The sequence below is a fragment of the Actinomadura physcomitrii genome (genome assembly GCF_008923205.2).
GTDB lineage: Bacteria > Actinomycetota > Actinomycetes > Streptosporangiales > Streptosporangiaceae > Spirillospora > Spirillospora physcomitrii.
The window spans coordinates 1-18,820 of sequence record NZ_WBMS02000069.1; the positions used below are offsets into that span (position 1 = coordinate 1).

At 72.1% G+C, this 18,820-nt stretch carries 20 protein-coding genes; 10 read left to right on the plus strand and 10 right to left on the minus strand.

All coding sequences use genetic code 11. The features are described 5' to 3' along the window. Nucleotides 1-199 precede the first annotated feature (199 nt). The 5 genes from F8568_RS44435 to F8568_RS44455 all read left to right on the plus strand — a co-directional run bounded on the left by F8568_RS44435 (nucleotide 200) and on the right by F8568_RS44455 (nucleotide 6,273). Nucleotides 200-1,216, plus strand: coding sequence for a LacI family DNA-binding transcriptional regulator (locus tag F8568_RS44435; RefSeq protein WP_151600177.1), 1,017 nt, complete (start codon nucleotides 200-202; stop codon nucleotides 1,214-1,216). A gap of 190 nt (nucleotides 1,217-1,406) precedes the next feature. Next, a complete protein-coding gene (locus F8568_RS44440) occupies nucleotides 1,407-2,771 on the plus strand; it encodes an ABC transporter substrate-binding protein (RefSeq protein ID WP_151600178.1) in 1,365 nt (454 codons plus the stop codon). Nucleotides 2,772-2,853: 82 nt separating this feature from the next. Continuing rightward, nucleotides 2,854-3,786 (plus strand): carbohydrate ABC transporter permease, encoded by a 933-nt coding sequence (locus tag F8568_RS44445; RefSeq protein ID WP_151600179.1) that lies wholly within the window; start codon nucleotides 2,854-2,856, stop codon nucleotides 3,784-3,786. Nucleotides 3,787-3,789: 3 nt separating this feature from the next. After that, nucleotides 3,790-4,668 (plus strand): carbohydrate ABC transporter permease, encoded by an 879-nt coding sequence (locus F8568_RS44450; protein WP_151600180.1) that lies wholly within the window; start codon nucleotides 3,790-3,792, stop codon nucleotides 4,666-4,668. A gap of 57 nt (nucleotides 4,669-4,725) precedes the next feature. Then, on the plus strand, nucleotides 4,726-6,273 hold the full coding sequence (locus tag F8568_RS44455) for a glycoside hydrolase family 13 protein (RefSeq protein ID WP_151600181.1): 1,548 nt from the start codon (nucleotides 4,726-4,728) through the stop codon (nucleotides 6,271-6,273). A gap of 81 nt (nucleotides 6,274-6,354) precedes the next feature. Here F8568_RS44455 and F8568_RS44460 read toward each other — a convergent pair whose 3' ends face one another. After that, a complete protein-coding gene (locus F8568_RS44460) occupies nucleotides 6,355-6,609 on the minus strand; it encodes a protealysin inhibitor emfourin (RefSeq protein ID WP_151600182.1) in 255 nt (84 codons plus the stop codon). A gap of 39 nt (nucleotides 6,610-6,648) precedes the next feature. Beyond that, nucleotides 6,649-7,680 (minus strand): M4 family metallopeptidase, encoded by a 1,032-nt coding sequence (locus F8568_RS44465; protein WP_151600183.1) that lies wholly within the window; start codon nucleotides 7,678-7,680, stop codon nucleotides 6,649-6,651. A gap of 185 nt (nucleotides 7,681-7,865) precedes the next feature. Here F8568_RS44465 and recO point away from each other — a divergent pair, with 185 nt between their 5' ends. Further along, nucleotides 7,866-8,657 carry a DNA repair protein RecO gene (gene recO / locus F8568_RS44470; protein ID WP_328601313.1) on the plus strand — a complete coding sequence of 264 codons (792 nt, stop codon included), beginning with the start codon at nucleotides 7,866-7,868 and terminating at the stop codon, nucleotides 8,655-8,657. After that, the gene (locus tag F8568_RS44475; protein ID WP_151600185.1) at nucleotides 8,654-9,454 is read left to right on the plus strand and encodes an isoprenyl transferase; all 801 of its coding nucleotides are present in this window, start codon (nucleotides 8,654-8,656) and stop codon (nucleotides 9,452-9,454) included. The genes recO and F8568_RS44475 overlap by 4 nt, the downstream gene beginning before the upstream one ends. A gap of 12 nt (nucleotides 9,455-9,466) precedes the next feature. Here F8568_RS44475 and F8568_RS44480 read toward each other — a convergent pair whose 3' ends face one another. From F8568_RS44480 to F8568_RS44510, 7 genes are all read right to left on the minus strand, one after another. Beyond that, a complete protein-coding gene (locus F8568_RS44480; RefSeq protein WP_151600186.1) occupies nucleotides 9,467-9,892 on the minus strand; it encodes an OsmC family protein in 426 nt (141 codons plus the stop codon). An 83-nt stretch (nucleotides 9,893-9,975) separates the two neighbouring features. After that, entirely contained in the window at nucleotides 9,976-10,644 is a 669-nt protein-coding gene (locus tag F8568_RS44485; protein ID WP_202126089.1) for a M4 family metallopeptidase, read from the minus strand. A gap of 159 nt (nucleotides 10,645-10,803) precedes the next feature. After that, entirely contained in the window at nucleotides 10,804-11,190 is a 387-nt protein-coding gene (locus F8568_RS44490) for a Fur family transcriptional regulator (RefSeq protein WP_151600187.1), read from the minus strand. Continuing rightward, nucleotides 11,187-12,077 carry a metal ABC transporter permease gene (locus F8568_RS44495; RefSeq protein ID WP_151600188.1) on the minus strand — a complete coding sequence of 297 codons (891 nt, stop codon included), beginning with the start codon at nucleotides 12,075-12,077 and terminating at the stop codon, nucleotides 11,187-11,189. Before F8568_RS44495 ends, F8568_RS44490 begins: the two co-directional genes overlap by 4 nt. Next, nucleotides 12,074-12,838 (minus strand): metal ABC transporter ATP-binding protein, encoded by a 765-nt coding sequence (locus F8568_RS44500; RefSeq protein ID WP_151600189.1) that lies wholly within the window; start codon nucleotides 12,836-12,838, stop codon nucleotides 12,074-12,076. The genes F8568_RS44495 and F8568_RS44500 overlap by 4 nt, the downstream gene beginning before the upstream one ends. Beyond that, a complete protein-coding gene (locus tag F8568_RS44505) occupies nucleotides 12,835-13,788 on the minus strand; it encodes a metal ABC transporter substrate-binding protein (RefSeq protein ID WP_151600190.1) in 954 nt (317 codons plus the stop codon). Before F8568_RS44505 ends, F8568_RS44500 begins: the two co-directional genes overlap by 4 nt. 32 nt (nucleotides 13,789-13,820) lie before the next feature. Further along, nucleotides 13,821-14,138 (minus strand): DUF6703 family protein, encoded by a 318-nt coding sequence (locus tag F8568_RS44510; protein ID WP_151600191.1) that lies wholly within the window; start codon nucleotides 14,136-14,138, stop codon nucleotides 13,821-13,823. 28 nt (nucleotides 14,139-14,166) lie between these two features. Here F8568_RS44510 and F8568_RS44515 point away from each other — a divergent pair, with 28 nt between their 5' ends. The 3 genes from F8568_RS44515 to F8568_RS44525 all read left to right on the plus strand — a co-directional run bounded on the left by F8568_RS44515 (nucleotide 14,167) and on the right by F8568_RS44525 (nucleotide 17,695). Then, on the plus strand, nucleotides 14,167-14,457 hold the full coding sequence (locus F8568_RS44515) for an antibiotic biosynthesis monooxygenase family protein (protein ID WP_151600192.1): 291 nt from the start codon (nucleotides 14,167-14,169) through the stop codon (nucleotides 14,455-14,457). Between the two features lie 201 nt (nucleotides 14,458-14,658). Continuing rightward, nucleotides 14,659-16,008, plus strand: coding sequence for a glycoside hydrolase domain-containing protein (locus tag F8568_RS44520; RefSeq protein WP_151600193.1), 1,350 nt, complete (start codon nucleotides 14,659-14,661; stop codon nucleotides 16,006-16,008). 298 nt (nucleotides 16,009-16,306) lie between these two features. After that, nucleotides 16,307-17,695: a glycine--tRNA ligase gene (locus F8568_RS44525; RefSeq protein WP_151600194.1), complete on the plus strand. Its 1,389-nt coding sequence runs from the start codon at nucleotides 16,307-16,309 to the stop codon at nucleotides 17,693-17,695. 123 nt (nucleotides 17,696-17,818) lie between these two features. Here the strand turns inward: F8568_RS44525 and F8568_RS44530 are convergent, their stop codons facing one another. Beyond that, nucleotides 17,819-18,466: a hypothetical protein gene (locus F8568_RS44530; RefSeq protein WP_151600195.1), complete on the minus strand. Its 648-nt coding sequence runs from the start codon at nucleotides 18,464-18,466 to the stop codon at nucleotides 17,819-17,821. Nucleotides 18,467-18,820: the final 354 nt, after the last annotated feature.

Consider the following 18,820-nt stretch of genomic DNA (forward strand, 5'->3'; position numbering starts at 1 on the left):
TCCCGCTCCGCTAGAGCTCCGCGCGAAACAGCCTGCCGACCGCCGGGCAGGCCCGCTGCGCTCGCTGCACTCGCTCCGCGTGCCTGCCCGTGCCGGTGGCTGGGGTCTGGTCTTCCGTGTCTGTGTTCAACCGGGTCCACGGTTGGTGGTTCTGCAAGGAACGCAAGCAGCTTGCAAGATTGTGTCGTATGGTTGCGGTATGACACGTCGACTGGCCGAGGTCGCCAAGAAGGTCGGGGTCAGCGAGGCCACCGTCAGCCGGGTGCTGAACGACAAGCCGGGCGTCTCCGACGCGACCCGCGCCGCCGTGCTGACCGCGCTGGACGTGCTCGGCTACGAGCGCCCGACCCAGCTGCGCGGCGAGCGGGCCCGGCTGGTCGGGCTGGTGCTGCCGGAGCTCGGCAACCCGATCTTCCCGGCGCTGGCCGAGGTGGTCGGCGGTGCGCTCGCGCAGCGCGGGTTCACGCCGGTGCTGTGCACGCTGACGCCGGGCGGCCTGTCGGAGGCCGACTACGTGGAGATGCTGCTGCAGCAGCAGGCGTCCGGGGTGATCTTCGCGGGCGGGTTGTACGCCGAGGCGGACGCCCGGCACGACCACTACCACCGGCTGCGGGACGTGCGGCTGCCCGTCGCGCTGGTCAACGCGGCCAGTGAGAAGCTCAGCTTCCCGCAGGCGTCGACCGACGACGCCGTGGCCGCCGAGCAGGCGTTCGCGCACCTGCTGTCGCTCGGCCACGAGCGCATCGGCATGGTCCTCGGCCCGCAGGACCATGTGCCGTCCAACCGCAAGCTCGCCGCCGCCCGCGCCGCCGCCGAGCGCGCCGGCGTGGACCTGCCGGCCGCGTGGGTGCGGCGCAGCATGTTCTCGCTGGAGGGCGGCCAGGCCGTCACCGGACGGCTGATCCGCGACGGCGTGACCGGCGTCATCTGCGCCAGCGACCCGCTGGCGCTCGGCGTGATCCGGGCCGTGCGCCGGCTCGGCATGTCGGTGCCGGAGGATGTTTCGGTCGTCGGTTATGACGACTCGGCGTTCATGAATTGCGTGAGCCCGCCGCTCACCACCGTGCGGCAGCCCATCGAGTCGATCGGGCGGGCCGCCGTGACGCTGCTGGTGAGCCAGGTGGAGGGCGGGCCGGTCGCGGCGGAGGAGCTGCTGTACGAGCCGGAGCTGGTCGTCCGCGCGTCCACCGCGCGGGTCAGGACCGCGCGCGGCTGAGCCGCCGCCTCATCCGGTCTGTCCGAAAGCCGTCCCCATGCGGGGCGGCTTTCGTCGTTCTGGGGTGCATTGCGCTGCGGGTGTTTCCAATTGTTGAGTTTTTGCGAATATTCATTCATCTATTGCACTGTGATGTTGATCTCTGTATGTTCCTCGCAATCGGCCGACCAACGGCCCAGGAGGGAACCCCATGAGATCCCGGATTCTCGCCACCGCGCTCGCCGCGGCCCTCGGCGCCACCGTCGCCGGCTGCGGCGGGGACGGCTCCGGTGGCAAGGACACCGCGCCCCTGGACGCCGGCACCAAGGTGTCGATCACGGTCGGCTGCATGCCGGCCAAGAGCCAGGCCGCGCAGCGCAGGGAGTGGCTCGAGGACGTCGCCGCGTTCGAGAAGCTGCACCCCAACATCACGATCGAGGGCAAGGACGCCTTCCCCTGCATCGACCCGAACACCTTCCAGGCGAAGCTGGCGGGCGGGCAGATGGAGGACGTCTACTACGTCTACTTCACCGACGTGCGCGCCATCATCGCCAACGGCCAGGCCGCCGACATCACCCCGTACATCGGGCAGTCCAAGCAATACCCGAACGTCGACCCGGCCGTGGAGAAGGTCTTCAAGGACGGCGACAAGGTCTACGGCCTGCCCCGGCAGAACTACTCGATGGGCCTGTTCTACAACCGGGCCCTGTTCAAGAAGGCCGGTCTCGACCCCGACCGGCCGCCCACGACGTGGGCGGAGGTCCGCGAGGACGCCAAGAAGATCAGCGCCCTCGGCGACGGGACCGTCGGGTACGCCGAGTTCAGCGCCAAGAACCAGGGCGGCTGGCACTTCGCCACCTCGATCTACAGCCAGGGCGGCGACATGGTCGACGCCGGCGGCAAGAAGGCGGCGTTCAACAGCCCGCAGGGCAGGGCCGTCCTGCAGAACCTCAAGGACATGCGCTGGACCGACGACTCGATGGGCAGCAAGCAGCTGCTGGTCGACGCCGACGTGCAGCGGATGATGGCGGCCGGAAAGCTCGGCATGTACCTCGGCGCCCCCGACAACGCGACCGCGCTGGTCGACCAGTTCAAGGGCAAGTACGAGGACTACGGGATGGCGCCGATCCCCGGATCCGTCGGGACGCTGATGGGCGGTGACGGCTACCTGTTCAGCCCGAAGGCGTCCCCGGAGAAGATCAAGGCCGGGCTCATGTGGCTCGACTACGCGATGCTCACTCCAGGCCAGGGCCAGCTGAACTACGCGCGCGCCGCCAAGGACGGCCGTCCCGTCGGCATCCCGCAGCCGAAGCTGTTCGGCCAGAACGCGGTGGGGGAGAAGGACAGGCAGCTGCGCGCGGACGCCGCGAACCTGCCCGTCGGGAACTTCAAGCCGTACGAGGACGCCTATGGCAAGGTGCCCGGGAAGCTGGAGCCGCCGCAGGCGCAGCAGCTCTACACGATCCTCGACTCGGTCGTCCAGGCCGTGCTGACCAGGCGTGACGCGAACATCGACCAGCTGCTCGCGGACGCGCAGAAGAAGGCCGACGCCGCGCTCGCCCGGTCGGGGAGCTGACGCCCGCACCCGCGGGGCGCCGGCCCGCGCACCGTATCGGACGTGGCGGCCGGCGCCCCGGACCCCACACCTGGAGTGACAGATGACCACAGCGCGGACGCTCGTCCGTCCCGCCGCGGCCCGCTCGCGGCGGCGCCCGTCGCGCACCCGGCGCACCGTGAAGCGCAACCTGACCGCGTACGGGTTCCTGTGCGGGGCGCTGATCTGCTTCGCGTTCTTCTCCTGGTACCCGATCGTCCGCGAGGTGCTGCTCAGCTTCCAGAAGACCAACTTCGTCGGCGAGGCGCGCTGGGTCGGGTTCGACAACTTCCGCACCGTGTTCGCCGATCCCGGGTTCACGGACGCGTGGGTCAACACAGCGGAGTTCACGCTGCTCGCGCTGGTCGTCGGGTACGTCGTCCCGTTCGCCGTCGCGATCGTGCTGAACGAGCTGAAGCACGCCCGCGCCTACCTGCGGTTCGTGGTGTACCTGCCGGTGATGCTGCCCCCGGCGGTCGCGGTGCTGCTCTTTAAATGGTTCTACGATCCTGGGCCCGGTCTGTTCAACCAGATCCTGCACGCCGCGCACCTGCCGGGGCTGAGCTGGCTGGACTCGACCAGCACCGCGCTGATCTCGCTGGTGATCGTGTCGACGTGGATGAACCTCGGCAGCGGGACGCTGATCTACCTGGCGGCGCTGCAGAGCATCCCCGGCGAGCTGTACGAGGCGGCCGAGCTGGACGGGGCGGGGCTGTTCCGCCGGATCCGGCACATCACGATCCCGCAGACCCGGCTGATCCTGCTGGTGATGCTGCTCTTGCAGATCATCGCGACGATGCAGGTGTTCATCGAGCCGTACCTGCTGACCGGCGGCGGCCCCGAGGGCTCCACCGTCACCGTCGCGTACCTGATGTACCAGTACGCGTTCAACTTCACCAACTTCGGCGGCGGCGGGGCGCTCGGGCTGATGCTGATGCTCGTCCTGATGGTGTTCTCCGCCGTCTACCTGCGCGTCTCGCGCGAGGAGGCGAGGTAGCCGATGAACGGGACGCGCACCCTCGTCTCGCCGCACACGCTCGGCACCCGGCGCGGCAAGGCGGTCTACTGGACGGCCCTCGTCTCGATCGTCGTGGTCTTCACGTTCGTGTTCGTGTTCCCGCTGTACTGGATGGTCACCGGCGCGATGAAGTCGCCGGACGAGCTGGCCGACGTCCCGCCGGACGTGTTCCCGCACCATGTCGACCTGTCGGGGTACCGGGAGGCGTGGCGGCAGCTCGACCTCGGCCTGTACCTGCGCAACACGCTCGTCTACGCGCTCGGCGCGTGGCTGTTCACGATGGGCGTGGACGTCACCGCCGCGTACGCGCTGTCGAAGCTGCGCCCGATGTTCGGCCGGGCGGTGCTCGGGCTGATGCTGGCGACGCTGATGGTCCCGCCGATGGTGATCCTGCTGCCCGCCTACCTGACCGTGAAGGACCTGCCGCTCCTGCACGTCAACCTGCTGAACACCCCGTGGGCGATCTGGCTGCCGGCCGCCGCGAACGCCTTCAACATCTTCCTGCTCAAACGGTTCTTCGACTCGATCCCCACCGAGCTGATCCAGGCCGCGGAGGTGGACGGCGCGTCGCCCGCGCGGATCCTCTGGTCGGTGGTCCTGCCGGTATCGCGGCCCATCCTCGGCGTCGTGTCGATCTTCACGATCGTCAACGTGTGGCGCGACTTCGTCTGGCCGCTGCTGGTGCTGCCCGACGCGCAGCGCAAGACGATCAGCGTGGCGATCTCGTCGCTGGCGGTGCAGGTGCCGCAGAACGTGCTGATCGGGTCGCTGGTCATCGCCAGCGTGCCCACCATCGTCGTCTTCTTCGTCTTCCAGCGGCACATCATGGCCGGTCTCACGGCGGGCGGCCTGAAGGGCTGACTCCGGCCGTCCCTCTCTCTTTCACGATCCGCCTCTTAACGAGCAAGGAGTACTCGCATGCCCGAAGCATGGTGGCGTGGCGCGGCGATCTACCAGGTGTACCCGCGCAGCTTCGCCGACGGGAACGGCGACGGCGTCGGCGACCTCGCCGGCCTGCGCGACCGGCTGCCCTACCTCGCCGGGCTCGGCGTCGACGCGCTGTGGCTGAACCCGTGGTACCCGTCCCCGATGGCGGACGGCGGCTACGACGTCGCCGACTACCGCGACGTCGAGGCGGTGTTCGGCACGCTCGCCGAGGCGGAGGCGTTCATCGGCGAGGCGCACGCCGCGGGCCTGCGGATCATCCTGGACGTGGTGCCCAACCACGCCTCGGACCGGTCGCGGTGGTTCCGGGAGGCCCTCGCCGCCGGGCCCGGCTCGCCCGAGCGGGAGCGTTTCTGGTTCCGTCGCGGACGCGGCGACGGGCCGCCCAACGACTGGCGGTCGATCTTCGGCGGGCCCGCCTGGACCCGCGTCCCGGACGGCGAGTGGTACTTGCACCTGTTCGCGCCGGAGCAGCCCGACTGGAACTGGAACAGCTCCGACGTCGTCCAGGAGTTCCACGACGTGCTGCGGTTCTGGTACGAGCGCGGCGTCGACGGCATCCGGATCGACTCGGCGGCGCTGCTGGTCAAGGACCCTGACGCTGAACCGGACGGTGGCGACCCCTACACCGACCGGGACGGCGTCCACGACATCTACCGGGGCTGGCGCAAGGTCACCGACGAGTACCCGGGCCGGATGCTGGTCGGCGAGGTGTGGCTGCCCGACCAGGAGCGCTTCGCCCGCTACCTGCGCCCCGACGAGATGCACACCGCGTTCAACTTCGACTTCCTCAACTGCGCGTTCGAGCCGCACGCGCTGCGCAAGGTGATCGACACGACGCTCGCCACGCACGCGCCGCTCGGCGCGCCCCCGACCTGGGTGCTGGCGAACCACGACGTCGTCCGGCCCGTCACCCGCTATGGCCGCGCCGACACCTCGTTCGACCTGCAGGACCGCCGGCACGGCGCGCCCACCGACCGGGCGCTCGGGGTCCGCCGAGCGCGCGCGGCGGCGCTGCTGGCGATGGCGCTTCCCGGCGCCGTCTACATCTACCAGGGCGAGGAGCTCGGGCTTCCCGAGGTCGAGGACCTCCCGGACGAGCTGCGCCAGGACCCGATCTGGCACCGGTCCGGGCACACCGACCCGGGCCGCGACGGGTGCCGCGTCCCGCTGCCGTGGTCGGGCGACCGGCCGCCGTTCGGGTTCGGCGGCGACCCGTGGCTGCCGCAGCCCGCCGGCTGGAAGGACCTGACCGTCGAGGCGCAGGAAGCCGACCCGGGGTCGATGCTCGCCCTCTACCGCGCCGCGCTCGCCGTCCGCCGCGCGCACCTCGGCGACGGCGCGATGACGTGGCTCCCGGCGCAGGAGAGCGTGCTCGCCTTCACCCGAGACTCGGGCCTGACCTGCGCGGTCAACCTCGGTGCGGGTCCCGTCCCGCTTCCGTCCGGCGAGGTCCTGCTGGCGAGCGGGCCCCTGCCGGACGGCCTGCTGCCGCCCGACACGGCCGTCTGGACGCGCTGACCGGCTCCCGCGCCGGCGGGACCCGGAGCGCGGGTGTCGGGAGGCACCCGCGCTCCCGCCCGTGCGGGGGCGGGCACGGGATCACTCGGCGTGCCCGAGGACGTGGTGGACCAGCTCGCGGAGCGGGCCGTTCAGTTGGGCCTCGCCGACCGTGGTGCGCCGGCCGTCGATGTCGATGTCGTACACGAACTGGTCGGGGATCCGGCCGGGCGGCGGCACCGACCCCAGATCGACCCGGCCGACCAGCCGCGCCAGCATCGGATCGGACGCACTGTCGGCCTCGCCTCGCCGCCGGATCCCGGCGAACCCGCCGCTGCGGACGACCGTCACCTTCACCGCACCATCACCGCCCCACGCCGTCGTCAGCCCACCCTGTCACTGTGAGACGCCTACCCCTTTCCAGGCGTCGGCCACCGCGGTGGTCTCGGCGGAGTCCGCGCCGTAGAGCCGGGTCGCGGTCTGTACGGTCGCCGCGGCGAAGCCGACGAAGTCGACGGCGCTCGCCAGCGACCCGCCGGTGAGGGTCTCGTACCAGACGCGCCCGGCCTTCTCCCAGGCGTGCCCGCCGATCGCGACGGCGGCGAGGTAGAACGCGCGGTTCGGGATGCCCGAGTTGATGTGGACGCCGCCGTTGTCCTCGTAGGTGCGGACGTAGCCGCTCATGTCGGCGGGCTGCGGGTCCTTGCCGAGCTGCGGGTCGTCGTAGGCGGTGCCGGGCTCCTTCATCGAGCGCAGCGCCACGCCGTTCACGCCGGGGGCGAGCAGGCCCTGCCCGATCAGCCAGTCGGCCTGGTCTGCGGTCTGGCCGAGGTGCATCTGCTTGATCAGCGAGCCGAACACGTCGGAGAGCGACTCGTTGAGCGCCCCGGACTGCCCCGAGTAGTCGAGGTTGGCGGTGTACTGCGTGACGCCGTGGGTCAGCTCGTGCCCGGTGACGTCGAGCGGCCCGGTGAAGTCGGTGAAGATCGTCCCGTCGCCGTCGCCGTACACCATCTGCTCGCCGTTCCAGAAGGCGTTGTCGTAGCGCTCGCCGTAGTGGACCGTCGAGATCATCTTGAGGCCGGCCCCGTCGATCGAGTTGCGGCCGTAGGCGGTCTCGTAGAACTCGAAGGTCGCGCCGAGCCAGTCGTAGGCCTGGTCGCAGGACGTGTCGCCGGTGGCGGCGGCGCCCTCGGCGCGGGCGGTCGTGCCGGGCAGCCGCTCCTTGTGCCCGGCGTCGGCGATCATCCGGTTCGGGACGGCCGCGCCGGACGGGGCGGGCGCGGCGGCGGGGGCCGCGAGGCGGCGTTCGGTGGCGTGGGCGGAGGTGAGGGCCAGCGTTCGGCGGGCCCGGGCGCGCAGGGCCGGGTCGTCGGCGTTGCGCGCGATGCGCTCCAGCATGTGCGGCGGCACGATGTGGCATCTCATGCTCCAACGCTGACACCTCCCCGTGGGGACAGGCCACCTCTTCGGCCGTCACCGCACGGCCGAAACCGGTCACGAAGCGTGACCAGATCCCGGGGAGACGGTGAATTCCGGGGACTTGTGAAGTTCCTGTGGAAATGCTGTGGCGGCGCAACGAGGCACCCGGGCGAGTGCGCGAGAATGAACGGGTGACCCTCTACCGCGACGAAGGCATCGTCCTGCGCACCCAGAAGCTGGGCGAGGCCGACCGCATCGTGACGGTGCTGACCCGGCGCGGCGGCCGGATCCGCGCCGCGGCGAAGGGGGTCCGCAAGACCAAGTCCCGTTTCGGCGCGCGCCTGGAGCCGTTCACGCACGTCGACCTCCAGCTGTACGAGCGCCGCTCGCTCGACCTGATCACCCAGGCCGAGACGCTGCGCCCGTACGGCGAGGCGCTGGTCGGCGACTACCCCCGCTACACGGCGGGGACGGCGATGCTCGAGACCGCCGACAAGCTGGCGGGCGAGGAGGGCGAGCCCGCGCTGCGGCAGTTCCTGCTGCTGGTCGGCGGGCTGCGCACGCTCGCCGAGCGCGGCCACGACCCGCGGCTCGTCCTGGACGCCTTCCTGCTGCGCTCGCTGTCGGTCGCCGGGTGGGCCCCGGCGCTGGACGAGTGCTGCCGGTGCGGCACCCGCGGCGGGCTGCGCGGGTTCGCCATCGCGGCGGGCGGCGCGGTCTGCGCGAACTGCCGGCAGCCCGGCGCCGCGACGCCGGCGCCGCCGACGTTCGCGCTGATGCTGGCGCTGCTGCGCGGCGACTGGGAGTACGCCGACGCCAGCGAGCACCGCCACCGGGTGGAGAGCAGCGGCCTCGTCGCCGCCTACCTGCAGTGGCATCTGGAGCACGGGATCCGCTCGCTGCGGCACGTCGAGCGCGAGGGCGCCGGCGACCCGCCGGACGGCGCGGGCCGCAGCGACGACACCAACAGGGAGAGAGTGTGAGAAGGGCCGTTCTGCCCCCGGAACCGCATCGGGACGGCGCGACGCCGCCGCCGATCCCCGCGGACCTGGTGCCGAAGCACGTCGCCATCGTCATGGACGGCAACGGCCGCTGGGCCAAGGGGCGCGGGCTGCCGCGCACCGAGGGGCACAAGCGCGGCGAGGACTCGCTCTTCGACGTGATCATGGGCGCGATCGAGCTGGGCGTGCCGTACCTGTCGGCGTACGCGTTCTCCACCGAGAACTGGCGGCGCTCGCCGGACGAGGTCCGCTTCCTCATGGGCTTCAACCGGGACGTGATCCGCCGCCGCCGCGACCAGTTGCACTCCATGGGGGTGCGGGTGCGCTGGGCGGGCCGCCGCCCCCGGCTGTGGCGCAGCGTCATCAAGGAGCTGGAGACGGCCGAGGAGATGACGCGCCACAACGACGTGCTGACCCTGCAGTTCTGCGTGAACTACGGCGGCCGCGCGGAGATCGCGGACGCCGCCGCGGCGATCGCCCGGGACGTGCGGGACGGCCGGCTCAACCCCGACAAGATCACCGAGAAGGTGTTCGCCCGCTACCTCGACGAGCCGGGCATCCCGGACGTGGACCTGTTCCTGCGGTCGTCGGGGGAGCAGCGCACGTCCAACTTCCTGCTGTGGCAGTCGGCGTACGCGGAGATGGTCTTCCTCGACACGCTGTGGCCCGACTTCGACCGCCGGCACCTGTGGCACGCGTGCGAGGTCTACGCGAGCCGCGACCGCCGGTACGGCGGCGCGCTCCCCAACCCGGTGGAGCCCACCGCCGCGACCGGCTGACGCGGGGCCGGCTCAGACGAGCGCGGCGTCCAGGGTGATCGTGGTCCCCTTGAGGGCCTGGCTGACCGGGCAGTTCGCCTTGGCGTCCTGCGCGGCCTTCTCGAAGGCGTCGGCGGACAGGCCCGGGACGCTCGCCCGGACGGTCAGGTGGATGCCGGTGATGCCCTCGCCGGGCTGGAAGGTGACCTCCGCCTTGGTGTCCACCTTCTCCGGCGGGTTCCCGGCGCCGGCCAGGCCGTGCGAGAGCGCCATCGAGAAGCAGGTCGAGTGGGCCGCGGCGATGAGCTCCTCCGGGCTCGTCCGGCCGTTCGGCTCCTCGCTGCGCGACGCCCACGTCACGTCGAACGTGCCGACCTTGGACGAGTCGAGCGAGACCGTGCCCTGGCCGCTGAGCAGCGGCCCTTCCCAGTGCGCGTTGGCGGTGCGTGTCGTAGCCATGATCCGATTGTCTCCCACGCCGGCCCGCCGGAACGCGGAAGCCCCCGCATCGCGTGACGATGCGGGGGCCTGCCACGCGATGCCTAGTTCACGTTGACGGCGGACCAGGCGGCCGCCACGGCGTTGTACTGGGCGCTGCCCGCGCCGTACAGGTCCTTGGCCGCGTTCAAGGTCGCCGTGCGGGCGGCCTTGTAGTCGGTGGAGGACGTCATGTACGTGGTGAGGGCGCGGTACCAGATCTTCGTGGCGGCGTCGCGTCCGATGCCGGTGACGGTGGAGCCGTTGGACGTCGGGCTGTCGTAGGAGACGCCGTTGATCGTCTTGGCGCCGCTGCCCTCCGACAGCAGGTAGTAGAAGTGGTTGGCGACGCCCGAGGAGTAGTGCACGTCGAGGTTCTTGGTGCCGGACGACCAGGCGTCCGGCGACTCGCCGTCCTTGCTGGGCCTGTCCATGAAGCGCAGCGCCGCCTGGCCGAATCCGGGCAGGACGACCTTCTCGCCGACCAGGTAGTCGCCGGGGTCGGCGGAGTTGTTCGCGTAGAACTCGACGGCGGCGGCCATGATGTCGGACGTCGCCTCGTTCAGCCCGCCGGACTCGCCGGAGTAGGTGAGGTTCGCGGTCGCGGACGTGACGCCGTGCGTCATCTCGTGCGCGGTGACGTCGAGGGCGGTGAGCGGGCCGAGCTGGGTGCCGTCGCCGCGCCATGGCCCCCCGAGAGGCCCGCCGTCGGGCCCGCCGTGGCAATGGGGCATTTATGACATACGAGGCTTTAGATGTACCTGTTGCAAACAGCCAAAAGACCGACACGCAGCGTGTGAACTACGCGCCTTGCGCGGCCCCCGCGCGCCGGGTCGGCCGGGCCGCTGGTCAGCAGGCCGGCGAGGCCGGCGAGGCCGGCGGGGTTTGCGGGGTCAGCGGGACGCCGAGCGGCAGTCCGCGCACGTCCCGAACACCTCGACGGTGTGCGTGATCTCGACGAACCCGTGCTCGGCGGCGATCGCGTCCGCCCAGCGCTCCACGGCCGGGCCCTCGACCTCGACCGTCCGGCCGCACGCGCGGCAGACCAGGTGGTGGTGGTGCTGCTCGGTGCGGCAGGCGCGGTACACCGCCTCGCCCTCGTCGGTGCGCAGCACGTCGACCTCGCCGGAGTCGCTGAGCGCCTGCAGCGCCCGGTACACCGTCGTCAGGCCGATCTTGGAGCCGTCCGCGCGGAGGTCGGCGTAGATGTCCTGGGCGCTGCGGAAGCCCTGGCAGCCGGCCAGTGCCTGCCGCACCGCGTCGCGGCGGGCCGTCGTCATCCGCTGATCACCTCCGCCTCGGCGTCCACGCGCGGCCGCTCGCCGGTCCCGGCCGGCACGGCCGCCCCGTCCCGGCGGGCGCGCCGGCGGCGCACCACGGTCCCTCCAGCGGCCGCCGCCAGGAACAGCGCCAGTGCCAGCAGCACGATCGAGGGGCCAGGGGGGAGATCGTACTCGAACGAGCCCGCGAGACCCGACACCGCCGAGAGTACACCGGCCCCCATCGCCAGCAGCATCGTGCTCCGGAAGCCCCGGGCGAGCTGCTGCGCCGCCGCCACCGGCACGATCATCAGCGCGCTGACCAGCAGCAGCCCGATCGCCCGCATCGCGATCACCACGGTCACCGCGGCGGTCACCGCGATCAGCACGCTGAGGAACCGGACGGGCAGCCCCGCCGCCCGCGCCACCTCCTCGTCCTGGCACAGCAGGAACAGTTCCCGGCCGAACACCGCGACGATCCCGAGCACCACGACCGCGAGCCCCGCGACCACGTACAGGTCGGACGCCGACACGCTGCTGATCGACCCGAACAGGTACGACTGCAGGCTCGAGCCGCCGCCCTGCGCGTTGGTGAGGATCACGCCGCCCGCCAGGCCGCCGTAGAACAGCAGCGCCAGTGCAACGTCCGCGCCGCTGCGGCTGCGCGCGCGCAGCACCTCGATCGCGACCGCGCCGAGCACCGCCACCACCAGCGCGCCCAGGACGGGCGACGACCCGGTCAGCAGCCCGAGCCCGATCCCGGTCAGCGCGATGTGCCCGACGCCGTCGCCGAGCAGCGACAGCCGCCGCTGCACGATGAACGTGCCCACCGCAGGGGCCGTCAGGCCGATCAGCACCGCCATCACCAGCGCGATGCGCATGAAGTCGAACTCCAGCATCTCCGTCATGCCGCGCTCCCCGTCCTGCTCCCCGTCGTGCTCCCCGTCCTGCTCGGTGCGCTCTCGCGCGCCACCCGGCCGTGCTCCAGCTCGACCGTGCGGGTGATCAGCGGCTCCAGCGGACCGAGCTCGTGCGCGACCAGCACCACCGTCCGGCCCGCGTCCGCCAGGCCGCGCAGCGTCGCCGCGAGGGCCGCCTGGCTCGCCGCGTCCACGCCCGCGGTCGGCTCGTCCATCACGAAGACGTCAGGCTCGCCGGCGAGGGCGCGGGCGATCAGCACCCGCTGCTGCTGCCCGCCGGACAGCAGGTGCGCCGAGTCGCGGGCCCGGCCGGCGAGGCCGACGGCCGCCAGCGCGCGGTCCACGGCGGCGCGGTCGGCGGCCCGGTCGGTGACCAGCGCGGGCAGCCAGCGCGACCGCCGCGCGGTCCGCCCGGACGCCACCACCTCCCGGACGGTCGACGGGACGCCGCCGCCCATCGGCAGCCGCTGCGGGACGTACCCGACGCGCTGCCAGCCGCGGAACCGGGCGGGCGGCTCGCCGAAGATCTCGGTCCGGCCCGCGGCCAGCGGGACGAGCCCGAGCAGCGCCTTGACCAGCGTGGACTTGCCCGCCCCGTTCGGTCCGAGGACCGCCAGCACGTCGCCGGCCTCGACCCGCAGGTCGACGCCGGACAGCACCTCCCGGCCGTCGCGCCGGACGACGCCGCCCGCCATCGCGAAGGGCGGCGGCGCCCCGTCCCGGTCCGTCGCGCGAACACCGTCGGTCATGAGCACTCCAGAGCGGGGCGCAGCGTCCCCAGGTTCCGGTCCATGATGGACATGTAGTCGTCGGAGGAGCCCTTCTCGACGCCCTCCACGGGGTCGAGCACGGCCGTCCGCACGCCCGCCTCCCGGGCCAGCGCGTCGGCGACCTTCGAGCTGACGAGCTTCTCGGTGAAGATCGTCGTGGCGCCGGTCGAGCGAACCTCCCTGGTCAGCGCGGCGAGCCGCTTCGGCGACGGCTCCATCGCCGGGTCGAGGCCCGCCACCGACACCTGCCGCAGCCCGTACCGCTCGGCGAGGTAGCCGAACGCGGCGTGCGCGGTGACGATGTCGCGGCGCGCGCAGTCCTTGAGGCCGTCGCGGTAGCGCCGGTCGAGGCCGGCGAGCTGCGCGGCGACGGTTCGGGCCCGCTGCCGGTAGGCGGCGGCGTGCGCGGAGTCGGCCTCGGCGAGCCGGTCGCCGAGGGCCGTCGCGACCGTCGCCATCCGGACCGGATCGAGCCAGACGTGCGGGTCGTAGCCGACGTCGGCGTGCCCCCGGTCGCCGTCGTGCTCCTCGATCTCGCCCTCGTCGCCGGACGGCGGCGGCAGCGTCCTCACCAGGCTCGCCGCGTCCAGCGACCGGCCCCTGGCGTGCCGGCCGACCGCGTCGTCCACGGCGGGCTGGACGCCCTTGACGTACACCGCGAGGTCGGCCTTCTCGACCTGGGCGACCTGCCGGGCCGTCAGCTCCAGGTCGTGCGGCTCGGCGCCGGGCTCGGTCAGCGTCCGGACGTACACGTCGCCGCCGCCGACGCGCTTGGCGAGCCACGCCGCGGGATAGAACGACGCGACCACGCTCGTCTTGCCCGGCGGGACGTCCGCGACGGCGCTGCCGCAGCCCGCCAGCGCCGCGCCGAGCCCGGCGGCGAGGGCCGCGGCGGGTACGGCGCGGTAGGGGAAGCGAGGTCGGAACACCCTCCGATTATGGACGAAGATGAAAACGGTTGTCAAAACCGTCCAATGCCCCGCCCCAGGGCGAAACCGACGAGCACCGCCAGCGCGACGATCCGCAGGACCCGTCCCTGCGCCGCCAGCTCCGGCCAGTTCAGGAACGCGAACCAGGCCAGCGCCGCCGCCAGCACCAGCAGCCCGGCCGCCGCCACCCAGCCCGTCCCCGCCATGCCGATCACCAGCAGCGCGAACACCGCGACGAGCAGCACCGCGCGCGGCAGCCGGTGCAGGAACACCACCGGCGCCGCGCTCCACCGCTCGACCGCCGCCCGCACGCCGCCCGCCGGCCGTTCCCGTCCGCTCCGAGTCTCCACGGGGCCAACGTACTGCGAGGATGGGCGGATGATCGCGATAACCCGGTACCGCGTGCCCGCGGCGGACGCGGACGGATTCGCCGAACGCATGACCGCGGTGCTCGCCGCGCTGTCGCGCAGCACCGGATTCCGCTCCGGGCGGCTCGCCAGGACCGTCGACGAGCCCGGCCTGTGGGCGCTCGTCACCGAATGGGACGGCGCCGGCCACTACCGCCGCGCCCTCGGCGCCTACGAGGTGCGGCTCGAGTTCATGCCGCTGGCCGCGTTCGCCCTCGACGAACCCGGCGCCTACGAGATCGTCGCCTCCGCCCCGCGTTGACTTGCGGCGAGTCGTCGTTATGCGGGCGGCGACAACGACGACTCGCCGCAAGTCAACGAAGCGGGAAACGGCGGGGCAAGAAGCGGCCGGTCCCGGTTTCGGGTCCGGCCGGCAAGGTCATCTTCGCCTGGTCATGATCATGCCGACGGCCCGCGGGGGAGACGGCCGCCGCCGGGCCCGGCGTCCATCGGGGGAGAAGTGATGCGCCGTGTCGTCTCGCAGACCGCTGTCGTCCTGCTCAGCACGGCCACCGGGACGGCCGCCGTCGCGGGCCTCGGCGCCCTCCACGCGGCGGCCCCCGCGCGGTCCGCGGCCCACGAGGCCACCACGCTGATCCTCGGCGCGCCTCACGGGACGCCCCGTGCGGCGCCCCGCGGCGCGCTCGCCTCGGCGAAACCGCGCTCGGTCACCTACCGCGGGGTGCGCGTTCCCGTGCCCGCGGGCTGGACGGTCGTCCGCCTCGACGAGCACCCGTCCGCCTGCGTCCGCTACGACCGGCACGCCGTCTACCTGGGACGCCCCGGGCCGCAGCCGGACTGCCCGGCCCGGGTGGTCGGCCGCACCGAGGCCGTCCACGTCCAGCCGCTGCGCGGCGTCGCGGCGTCCCGCACGGTCGTGCACGCCGACAAGCTCGGCTCGCTCACCGTCGAGCCGTCCATCGGGCACGAGACCAGCCTGGCGCTGCCCGAGGCCGGCATCGGCATCACCGGCGTGTACGGGACCGACCCGTCGGCGCTCCAGCACGTCCTGCGCGGCACCCGGGTGAAGGTCAGGCGCCACGCGCACGGCCGGCCCCCGGCCGGGCACGCCGCGACGCCGCCGGATCCGGGGGGCCGGCGCGATGCCCGGACGAGCCCGCCCGACCGGCTCGGGTATGCCTCCGGCAAGGGGTTCGACACCTGCACCGCTCCGTCGCTCGCCACGATGAGGGCCTGGCGGTCGTCCTACAAGGTCACCAACATCTACATCGGCGGCGCCGCACGCGGCTGCGCGCAACCCAACCTCACCGCCTCGTGGGTGAAGAAGGTCCACGAGATGGGCTACCGGATCCTGCCCACCTACGTCGGCCTCCAGCCGCCGTGCGGGACGCGCCCGCAGAAGTTCAGCGCACGGAACGCCGCGGCGCAGGGCAAGAAGACCGCCACGGACGCCGCGGCGAAGGCCAAGGCCCTCGGGATCCCGGCCGACAAGCCCATCTACCTCGACCTGGAGGCCTACAACAGCAGGAACGCCACCTGCAAGGCGGCCGTCCTGCGCTTCGTGAACGCCTGGGTGAAGCAGGTGAAGAAGAAGCACTACAAGCCCTGCCTTTACGGCAGCGCCAGCTCGGGCGTGCACGACGTGGGCGCGGCCAAGGGGATCGCCAAGCCCGTCGGCATATGGTTCGCCAACTGGAACGGCAAGGCGCGCGTGTACGGCGACAAGTACCTGCGGGACAGCTGGTGGCCGCCGCACCGCCGCATCAAGCAGTACCGGGGCGCCCACAAGGAGCGGCACGGCGGCGTCACGCTCAACATCGACACCAGCCTCGCCGACGGCCGCGCCTACTGACCGGCGGGCTGACCGGCGGGCCGCACCGGCCCGGACCCGGCTGACCTGCGGGTCCCGCGGCCGGCCGGCCTCCGGGAAGGATGACCGGAACGCCCGGGACGCTCCCCGGCGGTACCGTCCGGGGACCGCTCCCGGTGCCCTAAGCTGGGGAATGCTCTGAGGCGCCGGGGAGACCGCGCCTCACCGCTCTCACAGCGCACCATCACCGGGGATCACCATCGCCGCCGTCCCGCCGTCACCGGGGGACCGGGGCGTTCGCACTGACCCGCCGACCGCCAGCCGGATGGAGAGAAGACTCATGGCACGCCGTTCCGATGTGCTGGACACGATCGTCAACCTCGCCAAGCGGCGGGGCCTGGTCTACCCGTCGAGCGAGATCTACGGCGGGCTCCGCGCGTCCTGGGACTACGGGCCGCTCGGGGTCGAGCTGAAGAACAACGTCAAGCGCCAGTGGTGGAAGTCCATGGTGCAGGGCCGCGAGGACGTCGTCGGCCTGGACTCGTGCGTCATCCTGGCGCGCGAGGTCTGGGAGGCCAGCGGCCACGTGCAGGCGTTCGTCGACCCGCTCACCGAGTGCCAGTCCTGCCACAAGCGCTTCCGGGCCGACCACCTGGAGGAGGCCTACGAGGAGAAGCACGGCCGCCCGCCCGCGAACGGGCTCGCCGACATCACCTGCCCCAACTGCGGGGTGAAGGGCTCGTTCACCGAGCCGAAGATGTTCAACGGCCTGCTCAAGACCTACCTCGGCCCCGTCGAGGACGAGTCGGGCCTGGCCTACCTGCGGCCCGAGACCGCGCAGGGCATCTTCATCAACTACCTGAACGTCCAGCAGTCCGCCCGCCGCAAGGTGCCGTTCGGCATCGGGCAGATCGGCAAGTCGTTCCGTAACGAGATCACGCCGGGCAACTTCATCTTCCGGACTCGCGAGTTCGAGCAGATGGAGATGGAGTTCTTCGTCAAGCCCGGCAGCGACGAGGAATGGCACCAGTACTGGATCGACGAGCGCCTGCAGTGGTACGTCGACCTCGGCATCCGCAAGGAGAACCTGCGGCTGTACGAGCACCCGGCCGAGAAGCTCTCGCACTACTCCAAGCGGACCGTCGACGTGGAGTACAGGTTCGACTTCGTCGGTAGCGAGTGGGGCGAGCTGGAGGGCATCGCCAACCGCACCGACTACGACCTGTCGACGCACTCCAAGGCGTCCGGCGCGGACCTGTCGTTCTTCGACCAGGAGTCCGGCGAGCGGTTCACCCCGTACGTGATCGAGCCGGCGGCGGGCGTCGACCGGTGCACGCTCACGTTCATGATGGACGCCTACGCCGAGGACGAGGCGCCCAACGCCAAGGGCAAGCTCGAGAAGCGGACCGTGATGCGGCTTGACCGGCGGCTCGCCCCGGTCAAGGTCGCGGTGCTGCCGCTGTCGCGCAACGCCGACCTGTCGCCGAAGGCCCGCGACCTGGCCGCGCGGCTGCGCCGCAACTGGAACGTCGACTTCGACGACGCGGGCGCGATCGGCCGCCGGTACCGCCGGCAGGACGAGATCGGCACCCCGTTCTGCGTCACGGTCGACTTCGACACCCTCGAGGACGACGCGGTGACCGTCCGGGAGCGCGACTCGATGAGCCAGGAGCGGATCGCGATCGGCCAGGTCGAGTCGTTCCTGGCCGCCCAGCTCGTCGGCTGCTGACCCGGCGGGGCCGCGACGCCGTCGCGGGCCGCCCCCCGCGCGTGGGGGCGGCCCGCTTCTCCATCGGGAGCGATCATTCGCGTCGGTGGGAGCACGTCGCTCGGGAGCGCACCCCTCTGGTGATCACTCCGTGACGTGCAGGGTCTGGTCGTAGGTGCCGGATCCCGCGGTGGTCTCGCCCTTGAGCTCGTAGGTCGCGGTGACGGTGGCGGTGGACGGGCAGAGGAAGCTGCTGCCGGACTGCTTGTTCACCGTGGCGCCGCTCACGCCGACCTCTGCCTGGTCGGAGTTCGTGACGGGGTTGCCGGGGTTGTAGCCGTTGGCGGTGAGGTTGCCGCCGAAGACGCAGGTGATGCCGCCGAACAGGTTGACGACGGCCTTGACGTTGAAGTTGGCGATGGTGACCGTCGCGTCGCGGCCGTCCGTGTGGTCGGGGTCGTAGGTGACGTTGCCGCCGGTCCACGGCAGGGCCTGCGCGGTGATGGTGACGGAGGCGGTGCCGGTGCAGCTGCTGAAGTCGGCGCTGCTGATGCTGAGGCCGGTGCCGTCGGAGTTGATCGACCCCGTCATGGTCGACTGGCTGCAGGAGCCGCTGCCGATCGACGTGGAGACGGTCGCGTCGCCGACCAGCGAGGCCTGCACGTTGCCGGAGTAGGGGGCGTCGTCGGCCGAGCGGATGGTCGTGCCCGCGGCCGATGCCGGGGCGATCCCCGCGGCGAGGACGGCCAGTGCGGCGGTCCCGACGATCGCGGTCTGTCTGATACGTACCACCGGAAACTCCTTCATCCGGTTCAGGGTGGGCAACGCGAAAGTAATTCGCCTTTCCCGGCGCGGCAATGGCGCGAGGCCGAACCCCGACTGGCCGGATTGGGACACCAGCCAGTGTCTGCTGGTAAGACCGCACGGGCGGCGCGCGGGTAGGGGGCTGTGGCGCAGCACCCGCTTGACGAAGCCCCGACTCCGTGCCCACCCGCTCTGTCACGGTCCAACGCGCCCGCTCGCCTGCCGCGCCCGCGCCGCTCGACCGGGTCGCCTCGGCGGCGAGCTGACCGGCGCCGAGAGAGAAGCGCCGGGGCCCGGGGCCGACACCGCCCCGGCGGCCCCCGCCGCACAAGGCACCCGCCG

Excerpts from the sequence above, each read along its gene's own strand:
- F8568_RS44435 (WP_151600177.1), top strand. The coding sequence starts at position 200 with ATGACACGTCGACTGGCCGAGGTCGCCAAGAAGGTCGGGGTCAGCGAG.
- F8568_RS44440 (WP_151600178.1), top strand. The coding sequence starts at position 1,407 with ATGAGATCCCGGATTCTCGCCACCGCGCTCGCCGCGGCCCTCGGCGCC.
- F8568_RS44445 (WP_151600179.1), top strand. The coding sequence starts at position 2,854 with ATGACCACAGCGCGGACGCTCGTCCGTCCCGCCGCGGCCCGCTCGCGG.
- F8568_RS44450 (WP_151600180.1), top strand. The coding sequence starts at position 3,790 with ATGAACGGGACGCGCACCCTCGTCTCGCCGCACACGCTCGGCACCCGG.
- F8568_RS44455 (WP_151600181.1), top strand. The coding sequence starts at position 4,726 with ATGCCCGAAGCATGGTGGCGTGGCGCGGCGATCTACCAGGTGTACCCG.
- F8568_RS44465 (WP_151600183.1), bottom strand. The coding sequence starts at position 7,680 with ATGAGATGCCACATCGTGCCGCCGCACATGCTGGAGCGCATCGCGCGC.
- F8568_RS44480 (WP_151600186.1), bottom strand. The coding sequence starts at position 9,892 with ATGGCTACGACACGCACCGCCAACGCGCACTGGGAAGGGCCGCTGCTC.
- F8568_RS44485 (WP_202126089.1), bottom strand. The coding sequence starts at position 10,644 with ATGCCCCATTGCCACGGCGGGCCCGACGGCGGGCCTCTCGGGGGGCCA.
- F8568_RS44490 (WP_151600187.1), bottom strand. The coding sequence starts at position 11,190 with ATGACGACGGCCCGCCGCGACGCGGTGCGGCAGGCACTGGCCGGCTGC.
- F8568_RS44495 (WP_151600188.1), bottom strand. The coding sequence starts at position 12,077 with ATGACGGAGATGCTGGAGTTCGACTTCATGCGCATCGCGCTGGTGATG.
- F8568_RS44500 (WP_151600189.1), bottom strand. The coding sequence starts at position 12,838 with ATGACCGACGGTGTTCGCGCGACGGACCGGGACGGGGCGCCGCCGCCC.
- F8568_RS44515 (WP_151600192.1), top strand. The coding sequence starts at position 14,167 with ATGATCGCGATAACCCGGTACCGCGTGCCCGCGGCGGACGCGGACGGA.
- F8568_RS44520 (WP_151600193.1), top strand. The coding sequence starts at position 14,659 with ATGCGCCGTGTCGTCTCGCAGACCGCTGTCGTCCTGCTCAGCACGGCC.
- F8568_RS44525 (WP_151600194.1), top strand. The coding sequence starts at position 16,307 with ATGGCACGCCGTTCCGATGTGCTGGACACGATCGTCAACCTCGCCAAG.